Annotated in this window: 14 protein-coding genes and 1 riboswitch; of the genes, 6 read left to right on the forward strand and 8 right to left on the reverse strand. The window is 72.6% G+C overall.

What is annotated here, in order from left to right:
* Positions 1-3 precede the first annotated feature (3 nt).
* Positions 4-912 carry a Cof-type HAD-IIB family hydrolase gene (locus P0Y48_10445; protein WEK12881.1) on the forward strand — a complete coding sequence of 303 codons (909 nt, stop codon included), beginning with the start codon at positions 4-6 and terminating at the stop codon, positions 910-912.
* A 44-nt stretch (positions 913-956) separates the two neighbouring features.
* Here P0Y48_10445 and P0Y48_10450 read toward each other — a convergent pair whose 3' ends face one another.
* The 3 genes from P0Y48_10450 to P0Y48_10460 are packed head-to-tail and all read right to left on the reverse strand — an operon-like array spanning position 957 to position 3374.
* Positions 957-1802 carry an NAD(P)-dependent oxidoreductase gene (locus P0Y48_10450; GenBank protein ID WEK12882.1) on the reverse strand — a complete coding sequence of 282 codons (846 nt, stop codon included), beginning with the start codon at positions 1800-1802 and terminating at the stop codon, positions 957-959.
* Positions 1799-2575, reverse strand: coding sequence for an enoyl-CoA hydratase/isomerase family protein (locus tag P0Y48_10455; protein ID WEK12883.1), 777 nt, complete (start codon positions 2573-2575; stop codon positions 1799-1801). Before P0Y48_10455 ends, P0Y48_10450 begins: the two co-directional genes overlap by 4 nt.
* A 37-nt stretch (positions 2576-2612) precedes the next feature.
* Positions 2613-3374: an SDR family NAD(P)-dependent oxidoreductase gene (locus tag P0Y48_10460; protein WEK12884.1), complete on the reverse strand. Its 762-nt coding sequence runs from the start codon at positions 3372-3374 to the stop codon at positions 2613-2615.
* Positions 3375-3492: 118 nt separating this feature from the next.
* Between P0Y48_10460 and P0Y48_10465 the strand changes: the two genes are divergently transcribed.
* Together P0Y48_10465 and P0Y48_10470 are read left to right on the forward strand one after the other, a co-directional pair.
* On the forward strand, positions 3493-4218 hold the full coding sequence (locus P0Y48_10465; protein ID WEK12885.1) for an aminoglycoside 3'-phosphotransferase: 726 nt from the start codon (positions 3493-3495) through the stop codon (positions 4216-4218).
* 23 nt (positions 4219-4241) lie between these two features.
* Entirely contained in the window at positions 4242-4643 is a 402-nt protein-coding gene (locus tag P0Y48_10470; GenBank protein WEK12886.1) for an MmcQ/YjbR family DNA-binding protein, read from the forward strand.
* Positions 4644-4679: 36 nt separating this feature from the next.
* Here P0Y48_10470 and P0Y48_10475 read toward each other — a convergent pair whose 3' ends face one another.
* The 3 genes from P0Y48_10475 to P0Y48_10485 all read right to left on the reverse strand — a co-directional run bounded on the left by P0Y48_10475 (position 4680) and on the right by P0Y48_10485 (position 7572).
* Complete coding sequence (locus P0Y48_10475) at positions 4680-5468, reverse strand: energy-coupling factor transporter transmembrane component T (GenBank protein WEK12887.1); 789 nt, start codon at positions 5466-5468, stop codon at positions 4680-4682.
* On the reverse strand, positions 5465-6937 hold the full coding sequence (locus P0Y48_10480) for an ABC transporter ATP-binding protein (protein ID WEK12888.1): 1473 nt from the start codon (positions 6935-6937) through the stop codon (positions 5465-5467). The genes P0Y48_10475 and P0Y48_10480 overlap by 4 nt, the downstream gene beginning before the upstream one ends.
* Before the next feature lie 5 nt (positions 6938-6942).
* A complete protein-coding gene (locus P0Y48_10485) occupies positions 6943-7572 on the reverse strand; it encodes an ECF transporter S component (GenBank protein ID WEK12889.1) in 630 nt (209 codons plus the stop codon).
* Positions 7565-7674, reverse strand: a riboswitch (TPP riboswitch). (Overlaps the previous gene by 8 nt.)
* A gap of 48 nt (positions 7675-7722) precedes the next feature.
* Between P0Y48_10485 and P0Y48_10490 the strand changes: the two genes are divergently transcribed.
* Positions 7723-9264 carry a D-alanyl-D-alanine carboxypeptidase gene (locus tag P0Y48_10490; protein ID WEK12890.1) on the forward strand — a complete coding sequence of 514 codons (1542 nt, stop codon included), beginning with the start codon at positions 7723-7725 and terminating at the stop codon, positions 9262-9264.
* A 41-nt stretch (positions 9265-9305) separates the two neighbouring features.
* Here P0Y48_10490 and P0Y48_10495 read toward each other — a convergent pair whose 3' ends face one another.
* The gene (locus P0Y48_10495; protein ID WEK12891.1) at positions 9306-10238 is read right to left on the reverse strand and encodes a DnaJ domain-containing protein; all 933 of its coding nucleotides are present in this window, start codon (positions 10236-10238) and stop codon (positions 9306-9308) included.
* 3 nt (positions 10239-10241) lie between these two features.
* Positions 10242-11279: an enoyl-CoA hydratase/isomerase family protein gene (locus P0Y48_10500; protein ID WEK15058.1), complete on the reverse strand. Its 1038-nt coding sequence runs from the start codon at positions 11277-11279 to the stop codon at positions 10242-10244.
* A 272-nt stretch (positions 11280-11551) separates the two neighbouring features.
* On the opposite strand from P0Y48_10500, the gene P0Y48_10505 reads away from it, so the two are divergent.
* Both P0Y48_10505 and P0Y48_10510 read left to right on the forward strand, forming a co-directional pair.
* Entirely contained in the window at positions 11552-12709 is a 1158-nt protein-coding gene (locus P0Y48_10505; GenBank protein WEK12892.1) for an ATP-binding cassette domain-containing protein, read from the forward strand.
* Entirely contained in the window at positions 12706-13542 is an 837-nt protein-coding gene (locus tag P0Y48_10510; GenBank protein ID WEK12893.1) for an ABC transporter permease subunit, read from the forward strand. Before P0Y48_10505 ends, P0Y48_10510 begins: the two co-directional genes overlap by 4 nt.
* The last annotated feature ends 1 nt before the right edge of the window (position 13543 follow it).

Genomic DNA, 13543 nt, shown 5'->3' on the forward strand with positions numbered 1-13543 from the left:
GCCGTGACTTCCCCGGCATCCTCGCAACGCATCGTGTTCATCGACATCGACGGGACGATCCTCGAGCACGGCTCGGTCATCGCCCCGTCGACGGTCACCGCGATCCGCACGGCGCGGGCCCGCGGGCATCTCGTGTACCTGTGCACGGGCCGCGCCGACGGCGACATCCACCCCGACGTGCGCGCCATCGGATTCGACGGCGCGATCACCAACGGTGGCGCCTTCGCGACGCGGGACGGCGAGCTGGTCGTCCGGCACACGATGCCGCGCGGCGACGTCGAGCGTCTGATCCGCTACTTCGAGGACGGCGGCATCCAGTACTTCCTGCAGTCGCACGAGCGCGTGTACGCCAGCGCCGGAATCGTCGACCTGATGGGCGACTTCCTCCGCCAGCGCGCCGAGCGCCGCGCGGAGGACCTCGCGCACCTCGGCGCGGCCCACGGCGCCCACGGTGACGCGCGCAGCGGCGACGACCTGCTCGGATCGGTGCTGCAGGAGGCCGCCGAGCGGTACGGCGACGTCTCGGAGGCGCCCCTCGACGAGATCGCGAAGGCGACGTTCGTCAGCGACCGCTCCGACGGTGTCGACCGCATGCAGGCCGATCTGGGAGATCGATTCCACGTGATCCCCGGGAGCATCCCGCTTCCCGGCGGCTCGAACGGCGAGATCTCGATGCGAGGCACGACGAAGGGCGCCGCGATCGTCGAGATCCTCGACATGCTGGGCCTCGACCCCGCACTGGCCGTCGGCATCGGCGACAGCTGGAACGATGTCGAGATGTTCGAGGTCTGCGGCACGTCTGTGGCTATGGCCGGCGCCGACCCGCAGCTCCAGGCGCTCGCCGATCGGGTGACGACGGGCGTCCTCGACGACGGCGTGCACAACGCCCTCGTCGCCCTCGACCTCATCTGAACGCAGGGAGGACCGAACCGGGCAGACCGCTCAGCGCAGACCGCTCAGAGGAAGATGTCGGGGAACAGCTCCGAGTCGGGAGTGCCGGGAGTCGCCGCATACCCGGAAAAGTCGGTCACCCCGGCCTCGCGTAGCACGTCCTCGACGATGAGCGTCTGACCCGTGTACTCGCGGGCCGGACGCGTGAGCACCTCGTAGGCGGCATCGGCGTAGATCTCCGGCGTGCGGCTGACCTTCATCATGCGTTCGCCCCCGAGCGCGAACTGCACGGCCGCCGTCGCGATGGTCGTCTCCGGCCACAGCGTGTTGGCGGCGATGCCGTCCGGGGCGAACTCGGCCGCCATCCCGAGGGTGGCCATCGTCATGCCGAACTTCGCGAGCGAGTACCCGGTGTGGGCGCCGAGCCAGCGGGGCGTCGTGTTCAGCGGCGGAGACAGCGACAGGATGTGCGGGTTCTCGGCATCCTTCAGGATCGGCACCGCCGCACGCGACAGCAGGAACGTGCCGCGGACATTGACGTCCTGCATGAGGTCGTACTTCTTCGCCGACAGCTCCAGCGACCCCGACAGGTCGATCACCGACGCGTTGTTGACGACGATGTCGATGCCGCCGAACTCGCCCTGGGTCGTCAGCACGGCGGCGGTGATGTCGTCGTCGTTGCGTACGTCACCCACGATCGGCAGCGCCTGTCCGCCCGCGGCGCGGATCTGTTCGGCGGCCGTGTGGACCGTGCCCTCCAGTTTGGGGTGCGGCGTGTCGGTCTTCGCCATCAGGGCGATGTTCGCGCCGTCGCGCGCGGCGCGCAGGGCGATCGCGAGCCCGATGCCGCGGCTGCCGCCCGACATCAGAATGGTCTTGCCGGCGAGGGCGCCGGAGCCGGTGGGGGTCATCGGGTCTCCTTGGGGGTGCGGGATGCCGCGGCGAACGCGGCCACGCGCCGCTTCGACGCGTCGGTCTCGAAGGCGGCGCCGATCGTGCGGGCCTCGTCGTCGAGGTTGTCGGCGAAGGAGCGTCCGGCACCCGCCCGGACCAGGCGCTTGGCCTGGCCGAACGCCCCGGTCGCATTGTCGAGCCAGAACCGGGCGACGTCGGCCGCTCGCGCGCCCGGGTCGTCGGCGACCTCGGTGACGAGGCCCCAGTCGCAGGCGGTCGCGGCGTCGATCGTGACGTCCTGGAGAAGGAGCTGCAGTGCGCGCCGCGGGCCGACGGCGGCCGTCAGGAGCGTGGAGACGCCGAGGTCGGGCGTGAGACCGATGTTCGCGTACTTGCTGACGAACTTCGCGGTGGGCGAGGCGACGATGTAGTCCGCGGTGAGCATGAGCCCCAGTCCGCCCCCGGCGACCGCGCCCTGCACGGCCGCGACGATCGGCAGGGCGGACTCCGCGAACGTGCGGATGCCGTCGTGGATCGTTCGCGCGGCATCGGTCACCTGCGCGCCGGTCGCCCCCGACGTGGCCATCTCGACGACATCGCCGCCCGCGCAGAACGCGGGACCGTTCGCGTCGAGCAGCACGGCCCCCACGGTCTCGTCCGCCGTGATCTCGTGCGCCAGGTCGCGCCAGCGGGCGCCCATCTCGAACCCCATCGCGTTCAGGGAGGCGGGCCGGTTGAACGTGAGACGGGCCAGCGCGCCGTCTCGCGTGTACAGGATCGAGTCGGTCATGAGCGGTCCTTCCCGCGGGGCGACGAGGAGTGGCGGGTCATTTGGGGGCCATCCGGATCGCGCCGTCGAGGCGGATGGTCTCGCCGTTGAGGTAGCCGTTGTCGACGATCGACATCACGAGCGCCGCGTACTCGTCGGGTCGCCCGAGACGCTGGGGGTAGGGCACCTGCTGACCGAGCGAGTCCTGCGCCGCCTGCGGCAGCCCCGCGAGCATGGGCGTCTCCATGATCCCCGGCGCGATCGTGCACACCCGGATGCCGTAGCGCGCGAGCTCGCGGGCGATCGGCAGCGTCATCGCGTGCACCCCGCCCTTGCTCGCGGCATAGGCCGGCTGGCCGATCTGCCCGTCGAACGCGGCGACCGAGGCCGTGTTGACGATGACGCCTCGATCGCCGGAGGCCGACGGCTCGGTCGCCGCCATCGCCGCCGATGCCTGGGCGACGACGTTGTAGGTGCCGATGAGGTTGACGCGGACGATGCGTTCGAAATCGGCGAGCGGCGTGGGTGCACCCTCGCGGTCGAGGACCTTCGCGGGGGGTGCGATGCCGGCGCAGTTCACGACCACGCGCAGGGGCGCGGCGGCGGATGCCGTGGCGACGGCGGCGGCGACCTGTTCGGCATCCGTCACGTCGGCCGGCGCGAACGTGCCGCCGAGATCGTCCGCGACGGCGGCTCCCGCCGAGGTGGGGAGGTCGATGAGGACCACGTGCGCGCCCGCGGCGGCAAGGCGTCGGGCGGTTGCGAGGCCCAGCCCGCTCGCGCCGCCCGTCACGAGGGCCGATGTGCCGGCGATGTCCATGCGCTCTCCTTCGAACGGGTGAAACCGCATCCCAGTGTAGCCGGGACTGCGTTCCGTCTCGGCGAGATCGCGATGGGGTCCGCGACGGACGTCGGACGGGAGCGGCAAGATGGACGCCATGTCCGTCCCCGTCGGCGAGGTCACCGTCCCCGATCGAGTGCGCCGGCTGGCCGCCGGGGCGGGGCTGACGGCAGTGTGGCGCAACGGGCACGGCGGAGTCACCTTCCGCACCTCCGACGGCAGGTTCGTGAAGCACGGCCCGCTCACCGACGAGACCACGATGGCGGAGGAGGTCGAGCGCTTGCGCTGGGCGGCGCGGTTCATCCGCGTGCCGGAGGTGCTCGAGTCGGGCGAGGATGCCGGTGAGGAGTGGCTCGTCACCCGCGCGATCCCCGGGCGTTCGGCCGTCGACGCGCGGTGGGTGGCCGAGCCCGCTGTCGCCGTCGCGGCAGTCGGGGCCGGCTTGCGGCTGCTGCACGACGCCCTCCCTGTGGCGGACTGCCCCTTCGACTGGCAGGTGGCGAGCCGCCTGGAGCGCGCGGCGCGCCGCGGCATCGTGGTGCCCGCGGCGTTGCACGATCCGCCCCCGGTTGACCGGCTCGTCGTGTGTCACGGCGACGCCTGCTGCCCGAACACTCTGCTCGACGATCTCGGCGCGCCCGTCGCGCACGTCGACCTCGGCGCTCTCGGCGTCGCCGACCGCTGGGCCGACATCGCCGTGGCGGCGATGAGCACGGAGTGGAACTACGGCCCCGGGTGGGACGGCGCCCTGCTCGCTTCGTACGGTGTCGAGCCCGACGAGCTGCGCCTGGCCTACTACCGCAACCTGTGGAACGCCAGCTGAGCGCGCCCCGACGGAGGATCTTCATGAGCCACCCGCAGATGTTCGACGACGACGACGCTCTTCTGGTCCGTGTGCGCGCGCTCGCGCTCGCGCTGCCCGAGGCGGAGGAGAAGGTCAGCCACGGCCGGCCCACATTCTTCACGAGGCGGGTCTTCGCTCACTACGGAGGATCGCAGCGCATCGATGGCGAGTGGGTGCGCCACGATCACGCCCTCCTCATCCGGGCCGATCCCACCGATGAGCCGGCGCTGCGCCAGGATCCGCGGTTCTGGGAGCCCGCTTACCTCGCCCCCTACGGGTGGATCGCGATCGACCTGGACGAGGACACCGACTGGACGGAGGTCACCGAGCTCCTCGACGCGTCGTACCGGGTGACCGCGCTGCGCCGTCAGGTGCGCCTCCTCGACGAGCGCACCGACCACTGACGCGCGGCATCCGAGCAACCGCTCGGCGATGCCGGCTCAGGGCGGGCCGAGGATGAAGTTCCACGTGCCGGCGACGACGGCGGCCGTGACCGCGATCGCCGAGATGGCGGCGCCGATCGCGACGAGCACCCACTCGCGCCACCCGAACCGTGACGGACGCGCCCACGTGCGGATGCCGGGGGCACCGAACCCGCGAGCCTCCATGGCCGTGGCGAGCTTCGTGCCGCGGCGGATCGACAGCACGAGCAGCGCGAACGCCATGCCGACGAACCGTCGGATGCGACCCCGATCGGCGACGCCCCGCGCACGACGGGCGAGTTCGAGCGCGCGCCAGTCGTCGACGAACAGCCCCACCATGCGCAGCCCGGCGAGCGCGCCGAGGACGAATCGCGCCGGCAGTCGCACGATCTGCGCGAGCCCGTCGGCGAGGTCGGTGGGGTCGACGGTGACGAAGAGGACGACCGACGGCAGCGCGACCGCGAGCACGCGGACGAACGTGGCCGCCGCGAGTGCGAGTGATCCGTCGCTCACGCGCACCACGAACCATTCGACGTACACCTGGCCGGACGCCTCGCCGTAGAGCGCGATCGTGAGGGCCGTCAACGGCGCGGCGAGCCAGACCGGCCAGGTGCGCAGCCAGAACTCCCGCCACCCGAGTCCCGCGAACAGGAACAGCACGCACTCCAGGGCGAGGGCGACGGATGCCGACACGACGTCGAGCGTGAGGACGAGCGGCACCGCGATGAGCGCACTGGCCGCCAGCTTGGCGACCGGGTTGATCGAGGCGACGGGGCCGGTGCGGGCCCGGGAGTCGAACAGCGTCACGCGCGCTCCCGCCTCGTCAGAGCGAACCGTCGGGCGTGCAGGGCGGCGACGACGGCCTCGTCGTGCGTGATGGTGACGATCGCGCGCCCCTCGTCGCGCAGCCCGGCGAGCATGCTCACGAGCTCCGCCCACGTGCGGGCGTCCTGGCCGAAGGTGGGCTCGTCGAGCACGAGCACGCGCGGTGCGGTGGCGAGCGCCGCGGCGACGGTCAGCCGGCGCTTCTCTCCGCCCGACAGTGTGTACGGGTTCGCGCGGGCGAGGGCGGCGAGCCGCAGGCGGTCGAGGAGCTCGTCGACTCGTGCCGTCATGGCATCCGGCGCGAGCCCCAGAGCGCGCGGACCGATTTCGAGCTCGTCCCTCACCGTGCGGGCCAGCAGCTGGTGTTCGGGGTCTTGGAACACCATGCCGATGCGGGTCAGCAGCTCGCGGGACCGCCAGCCGATGGGCGACGGCCCGACACCCTCGGCGAGGTCGCGGGATGCCGTGACCTCCCCGGCATGCGGGGGAAGCAGGCCGGCGAGGGTGAGCCCGAGGGTGGACTTTCCGGCGCCGTTGGGGCCGACGACGGCGAGGGCCTCCCCGGCGCGGACCTGCAGGTCGACGCCCATCGCCACCGCCGTACCGCGTACCCGCGCCACCGCGAGGCGTTCCGCCGTGAGCACGGGAGCACCGGGCGTGCGCGCCGGTGCAGGGGGCACAGCGGGAGGGATGCCGGGAACCCAGACACCCGCGTCGGCGAGCTCGGGTCCGCGGTCGCGCAGCACCCGGTCGGGCGGCCCGTCGGCGACGACGCCGCCCTCCCCCAGGACCACCACCCGGTGCACGAGCGGCAGCCACACGTCCACACGGTGCTCGACGACGACGAACGTCGCCCCCGTCGCGTCGAGGACGCGGCCCACGGCATCCCGGACCTCCGCGACGCCGTCCGGGTCGAGGTTGGCCGTGGGCTCGTCGAGCAGGAGCAGGCCCGGCCGCATCGCGAGCGCACCGGCGAGCGCGAGGCGCTGCTTCTGTCCGCCGGACAGTGCTTTGGTCGGGCGGTCGAGCTCGACGTCGAGGCCGACGGCATCCAGGGCGTGCCGTACTCGCGGCCAGATCTCGTCGCGCGGGACGCCGAGGTTCTCGCACCCGAAGGCGACGTCGTCGCCGACCCGGGCGAGGATCACCTGCGCGTCGGGGTCTTGCAGCACGAGGCCCGCTCGCCCGCGCGTGGCGGCCGCGGGCGCGCCGTCGATGCGCAGCTCTCCACGCGACTCGCCCTCCTCCTCGCCCCCGAGCACGCCCGCGAGGCCGTGCAGAAGGGTGGACTTGCCCGCGCCCGACGCCCCCAGGAGCAGCACCCGCTCCCCCGGCTCGATCCGAAGGTCGACGCCCTCGAGGGCCCACGCACGGCGAGAGGCGTGACGCCAGCCCCAGCCGCGCGCCTCGACCACCGAGGGCGTCGGCGCCCCTCCGGACCGCGAGGTCACGCCGGTCAGACGCGTTCGCGGCGGTCGCGACCCGATGCGAAGCCGTCGAGGGCGCCCGTGGCCGCGATGCCGCGAGCGAGGAACCACGACAGTCCGCCGGCGATCAGCGCTCCCGAGACCACGGCGCTCACGACGTAGACGAGGGTGAACGTGGCATCCGCCCCCGCGTACCAGAGGATGAGGTTGTTGACGGCACCCGCCAGTCCCGCCCCCGCTCCCGCGAGGAGCGCGACCGGCAGCGACCACGCGCGGTAGAGGAAGAGCAGGAAGATCAGCTCCGCGCCGAGGCCCTGCACGAGGCCCGCCTCGATCGTGAGGAAGCCGCCCCACTGGTTGCCGATGAGTGCGGACACCACGGCGGCGAGGGTCTCGGTGTAGAGCGCGGCCCCCGGCTTGCGGATGATGAGCGCTCCCAGCACGCCCGCGAACAGCCACGGGCCGTCGAGGAGGCCCTGGAGCCCGGGCAGCAGTGGCTCGAGAAGAGCCTTCGGACCCAGGTAGCCGATGTTCCAGGCCAGGAAGATCAGCCCTGACGCCACGCCGATGACGCTGGCGGTGACGATGTCGACGATGCGCCAGCGGAAGCGGCCCGTCGGGGCGGTGCGAACGGTGGTCGGCGACGCGGACGCGTGCATGTGTTCTCCTCCCTGCGCCGGCATGATCCGGATCAGGTTCGACGGTCGAAGCGTGGATCGCTTCCTCTCAGCCCGGCTCACCGGACTCCCGTGGTTCTGCGACGAGTATAGTCAGCCGGCGCAGAGGTCGGGGCGGGTACGTTGGAGGGCGTGACTTCGCCCGACGCACCCCCCACGTCGCGGCGCGAGCTGCGCGCTCAAGCCGAAGAGCGCTCGCGCGCCGACTCCGCCGAGATCCCCACGACAGCCGGCCACTCCGCAGCGCCCGTCGCTGCCGCCGCCCCCGTCGCCGCCGCCGCCCCCGTCGCCGCCGCGCCCGTGGCTGCTGCGTCTGGCGACATCCCGCTCGTGACGCCGCGCCGACCGGTGGCGCTGTCGTGGATCGACGTGGATGCCGTCGGCGTCCGCCGGGCCCCCGACGACCTCTCCGCGGCGGCGAGCGCATACGTCCCCGTGCTGCCCGAACTGGTTCCCCGCCGTCGGCGCCGCTCCCCCGCCGGCTTCATCGTCACCGTCGTGGTCCTGCTGGCACTCGTCGGCGGGTACACCGCGGCGACCCAGCTCTGGACTCTCGACAATGTGACCCCCGTCGTCGACGCCGCCGAGGCGCCGACGGTGACGGCCCCGGCATCCGCCGTGTCCTGGCCCGCCGACGGCGAGGGCGCCGTGGGGATCGACGGGGTCGAGACCGTCGCGGCCTCGTCGACGGATGCCGACGCGATGGCGAGCATCACCAAGCTCATCGCGGTGCTCATGGTGCAAGACGAGAAGCCGATCGCCGTCGGAGAAGACGGGCCCGTGCGCGACATCGTCTACGCCGACCGCGCGGACTACTGGAGCTTCCTCGGCCGCGGCGAATCGGCGCTCGACGTGCCGGTGGGCGGCACCCTCACGCAGTACCAGCTGATGCAGGGCGCCCTCATCGCCTCGGCCGGCAACTACGTCGACATGCTCATCCAGGACCTATGGCCCACCGACGAGGCGTTCGCGTCGGCCGCGCGGGGCTGGCTCGACGCGAACGGACTGCAGGGCATCACGGTCGTCGAGCCCACCGGCATCGACGAGGGGAACTCCGCCGACGCCGCCTCGCTCATCGCGCTCGGCAAGCTGGCGATGGCCGACCCCGTCGTTGCCGAGATCGTCGCGACGAGGACGGCGCAGATCGACGGTGTCGGCGAGATCGACAACACCAACCCGCTCCTGTCCGACGACACCGTCGTGGGGATCAAGACGGGCGGACTGTTCGGACACTACAACCTGCTCGCGGCGCGCGACGTGGCCGTCGACGACACGACCGTCCGCGTCTACGCGGTGGTGGTCGGCCAGCCCACCGAGACCCTCCGCGCCGACGAGACCGCCGAACTCCTCGACCGGGTCGCCGAAGAAGCGGCGGTGCGTCAGACCGTCGCCGCCGGCACGGTCGTCGGCGAGGTCACGACGGCGTGGGGGGCGTCGGGCGAGCTCGTGACGGCATCCGATCTCTCCGTGCTGCTGTGGAACGGTGCCTCGGCGACCGCGGAGCCACAGCTCGAGCTGGGCGACGCGCGTGACGACGGCGACACCGTCGGCACGGTCGCCCTCGCCGGCCCGCTCGACGACGCAACGACCGACGTGACGCTCACGGGCGATCTGGGCGAACCCGACGCGTGGTGGCGGTTCACCCACCCGCTGCAGCTGCTCGGGATCGGCTAGTCCGAGCCGGGTCGTCGCGGCGGGTCGTCGCGGCGGGTGCCTCAGACGAAGCGCACGGTCTGCTGCAGGCGCGTGCGCACGTCGAACAGCTCATTGCCGCCGATCTCCCGGGCACCGGTGACGCCGCGACGCAGCACGGTCGACAGCGCCGAACGCGACACGACGGCCACCGCCAGCCCGCGCACCTTGCCGAGTTCGACGATGGCGGCCTCGATGTCGTCGTCGGGGAGCACGACGAGTGCGCCACTGAACTTCACGCGTGCCGAGCGGGCGACGGCGCGCGTGCGCGCGACGAGGGATGCCACGGGCGCTCCGCGTCCGACGCTGTCGCCGATGAGTTCGCCGCGGCGCACGCGCACCGGGCCGCCGAAGTCCTCCGACAGCACCGCGTACAGGCCGCTCGGCCCGAGGACGATGTGGTCGACCTTCGCATCGGGTTCGCGGGCGTCGGCGGCGACGTCGTGCCACACGGTGTACCCCATCCCGAGGTCGCCCACGATCCGCGCGGTCGCCTCCTCGGCGAGCGCGTCGGCCAGCAGGCGACGCACCTCCCGGGGCGCGGTGCGCACGAGGGCGGGGTCGTACGGGTTCTCCAGCGGCGCCCCTCGCCCGACCCACTCGCGCATGAGGGTGAGGTAGCGCTCGCGACGCCAGCCACCCGGGTGGCCGAACGAACGCGCGCGGGGACGCGTGTCGGCCGGTGCGGACGGCGGCCGCCAGCCGGGCGCGTCGGGCGCGAACGAGGGCGCGTCGTCGCCGAATCCGTGGCCGCGGTCGTAGGCGGCACGCGCCTCGGGGGTGCCGACGAGCTCCCACGCCCGCTGCACCTGGACGAAGACCGCGGCGTCGCCTCCCGTGTCGGGGTGGGTCTGGCGGAGGCGCAGGCGGTATGCACGGCGCAGTGCGTCGTCGTCGACGTCGGGTGCGACCGCCAGGATCTCGTATGCGGACGCGGAGAGGGGGCTGTCGAACACGGGTCAGTCCCACAATCCGCGGTCGGGGACGGATGCCAGGGCGCGCGCTCCGATGTGCGGATCGACCTCGTGGAGCGTCGCGGGTGTCCACGCGGGCGTCCGGTCCCTGTCGACGAGCTGCGCACGGATGCCTTCGGGCAGGTCGGGCTGCGTCGTCGCGAACCACATCACGAGTCCGTACTCCTGTGCGAGTGCGGCGCGCAGGTCGGGGAGCTCGCGCGCAGCCCGGACCGCTGCCAGGGTGACGACCAGGCCCGTCGGCGACAGCTCCTCGAGCGTGTCCGCCGTCGCGGCGGCCTCGGGCTCCGAGCGTTCCCGGAGACGCGCGATGATCTCGACGACCGTATCGGCCGAGAACGCGTCGTCGATCCAGGGGCGGGCGGCCTCGAGTCGCGACGGCCCGGCCGTCTCGTCGAAGAGCAGCACGAGTTCGGTGGGGGTGTGCGGGTCGGCGCGCGTCACGAGTGCGTCGTGCAGGTCGCCGAGCCGTTCGGAGGGCACCAGATGGTCGGCGAATCCTGCGTAGATGGCATCCGCGGCATCCATCGTCGCACCGGTGAGCGCGAGGTACTCGCCCACGCGCCCCGGTGCGCGCCCGAGCAGCCAGCTGCCGCCGACGTCGGGCGTGAACCCGATGCGGGTCTCGGGCATCGCGAGCTTCGACCGCTCGGTGACCACCCGCACCGCGGCATGGCACGCGAGTCCGACGCCGCCGCCCATCGTGATGCCGTCTGCGAGGGCGACGATCGGCTTGGGGTATTCGGCGATGCGGGCGTTGAGGGCGTACTCGGCGCGGAAGAAGACCGCCGCCTCGTCGCCGTTGCCCGCGACGATCTGCGCGTGCAGCCCGCGCACGTCGCCTCCCGCGCACAGCCCCCGCTCGCCGGCACCGTCGAGAAGGATCACCTGGATGTCGGTGTCGCTCTCCCAGCGGTCGAGCGCGGCGGCGAGGTCTTCGATCATGCCGAGGTCGAGCGCATTGATCGCCTCGGGCCGGTCGAGCGTCAGATGGCCGACGCTGCTGTCGGCGTGCGCTCGCACGCGGCGCGGTGTGTCGGCGTCGGACGCGGCGTCGGAGTCGGGAGCGGGATCGGTGCCGGGGATCGCGGCGGGCGGCGTGGCGGGTTCACTCACGCCGCTCACGCTACCCGAGCCCGTCGGGCGCGGACGGCGGCACGGACCGTGAGGACGCGCGTTCGCGGCGCCGCGCATGCGGTTTGTCCACAGGCGCCACTCCCGGTGTGCGCAGATCCCTCGCCCCTGGCGGCTTTCCGCCAGGATGGAGGAAAGCCCGCGAAGAGGAGACGTTTTCCATGCCCGACGGACAGGTCCTCGAGTTCACCGGCGTCACGAAGCGCTTCGGCACCGTGACCGCCGTGGACGGTTTCAGCGCGCGCGTCGAGCCGGGAGTCGTCACGGGCTTCCTCGGCCCCAACGGTGCGGGCAAGACCACGTCCCTTCGCATCCTCCTGGGGCTCATCTCCCCGTCGAGCGGCACCGCCACGATCGGCGGCAAGCGCTACGCGCAGCTCGCCCAGCCGCTCCAGACCGTCGGCGCGGCGCTCGAGGCGTCGAGCTTCCACCCGGGCCGCTCCGCCGCGAACCACCTCCGCGTGTACGCCCACGCCGCCGGGCTTCCGACATCCCGCGTCGATGAGGCGCTCGGCACGGTGGGTCTGGCCGACGTCGCGGGGCGCAAGGTCGGCGGCTTCTCGCTCGGCATGCGCCAGCGCCTCGGGCTCGCCTACACGCTGCTGGGCGACCCGGGCGTGCTCGTGCTCGACGAGCCGTCGAACGGGCTCGACCCCGAAGGCATCCGATGGATGCGCGGCTTCCTGCGCGAGCTCGCTCGCCAGGGACGCACGGTGCTCGTGTCGTCGCACCTGCTCGCCGAGATCCAGCAGACCGCCGAGGCGCTGCTGATCATCGCGCGCGGACGGCTCGTCTTCCAGGGGCGCATCGACGAGCTCACGGCCAGCGACGAATACGCCGCCGTCGTCGACGCCCCCGATCGTGCGGCGCTCGCGGCGGCCCTCACGGATGCCGGTCAGGACTTCGAGGTGCTGCGCACCGGCTTCACGGTGCGCGGCGCGGACACGGCGGCGGTCGGCGCGATCGCTGCGGCCGCCGGTGTCGCCCTGTCGACGCTGCAGCGCCGCGGCCCCGCGCTCGAGGAGGTGTTCCTCGACCTCGTGAACGGCGTCCGCGTGCACGCCTCCGCCGAAGGTGCAGCGCCTCCTGCGGTCGGCGTGGAGCCGCAGCCCGAGGCCGAACCGCAGGTGGAACCGGAGCCGCAGCCCGAGGCCGAACCGCAGGTCGAACCGGAGCCGCAGCCCGAGGCGGAGCCGGAGGTGGAACCGGAGCCGCTCGCCGAACCGGAGCCCGAACCCGAACCTGCAACGGATGCCGAAGCCGCCACCCCGGACGCCGACCATACCGACGACCACCACGAAGGCGGTGAGCAGCGATGAGCCTCGCGCGCGCAACCCGCTCGGAACTGACGAAGCAGTTCACCACCTCCCAGTGGTGGGTGCTGGCGCTCGTGCTGATCGTCTACGTCGGCAGCACTGCGGGCGGGCTCGCCGCCGTCTTCGGCGCCGTCTCTTCGGGCGCGATGCCCGACAGCGGCGCGAACACGCCGAGCATCCCCGCCGACATCCTGCCGCCGATCATCTACAGCCTGGCGACCGCCGTCGGCTACATCTTCCCCCTGCTGATCGGGACGCTCGTGGTTACGGGCGAGTTCCGCCACAAGACCCTCACCCCCACATTCCTCGCAACGCCGCGGCGGGGGGTCGCCCTCACCGGCAAGGCGCTCTCCGGCATCCTGATGGGTCTCCTCTACGCCGCCGTCGCGGTGGTCTCCACGGTGGGGCCGGGAGCCGGCATCCTGGCGCTGTTCGACATCGACACCCGACTGGGTGACCCCGACATCTGGGCGATGCTCGGGCGGATCGTGCTCGCATTCGTGCTGTGGGTGCTGATCGGCATCGGCATCGGCACGCTCGTGCGCAATCAGGTCGCCGCCGTCGTGGGCGTCATCGTGTTCACCCAGTTCCTCGAGCCGATCCTCCGCACGGTCGCGGGCTTCGTCGACGGCGTCTCGGAGGCAGCACGCTTCCTCCCCGGCGCCACCTCCGACGCGCTCGTGGGCGCGAGCCTCTACACGAGCCTCGGCGGAGCCACCGGCGGGGCGACGGCGGAGCCGCTCGAATGGTGGATCGGCGGCCTCGTGCTCCTGGCCTACGCCGTCGTGCTGCTCGTGCTCGGATACCTGGTGAGCTGGCGGCGCGACGTCAGCTGAC

Origin of the sequence: Candidatus Microbacterium phytovorans (genome assembly GCA_029202445.1) — a bacterium.
GTDB lineage: Bacteria > Actinomycetota > Actinomycetes > Actinomycetales > Microbacteriaceae > Microbacterium > Microbacterium phytovorans.

Excerpts from the sequence above, each read along its gene's own strand:
- P0Y48_10470 (WEK12886.1), top strand. The coding sequence starts at position 4,242 with ATGAGCCACCCGCAGATGTTCGACGACGACGACGCTCTTCTGGTCCGT.
- P0Y48_10465 (WEK12885.1), top strand. The coding sequence starts at position 3,493 with ATGTCCGTCCCCGTCGGCGAGGTCACCGTCCCCGATCGAGTGCGCCGG.
- P0Y48_10460 (WEK12884.1), bottom strand. The coding sequence starts at position 3,374 with ATGGACATCGCCGGCACATCGGCCCTCGTGACGGGCGGCGCGAGCGGG.
- P0Y48_10505 (WEK12892.1), top strand. The coding sequence starts at position 11,552 with ATGCCCGACGGACAGGTCCTCGAGTTCACCGGCGTCACGAAGCGCTTC.
- P0Y48_10485 (WEK12889.1), bottom strand. The coding sequence starts at position 7,572 with ATGCACGCGTCCGCGTCGCCGACCACCGTTCGCACCGCCCCGACGGGC.
- P0Y48_10450 (WEK12882.1), bottom strand. The coding sequence starts at position 1,802 with ATGACCCCCACCGGCTCCGGCGCCCTCGCCGGCAAGACCATTCTGATG.
- P0Y48_10510 (WEK12893.1), top strand. The coding sequence starts at position 12,706 with ATGAGCCTCGCGCGCGCAACCCGCTCGGAACTGACGAAGCAGTTCACC.
- P0Y48_10455 (WEK12883.1), bottom strand. The coding sequence starts at position 2,575 with ATGACCGACTCGATCCTGTACACGCGAGACGGCGCGCTGGCCCGTCTC.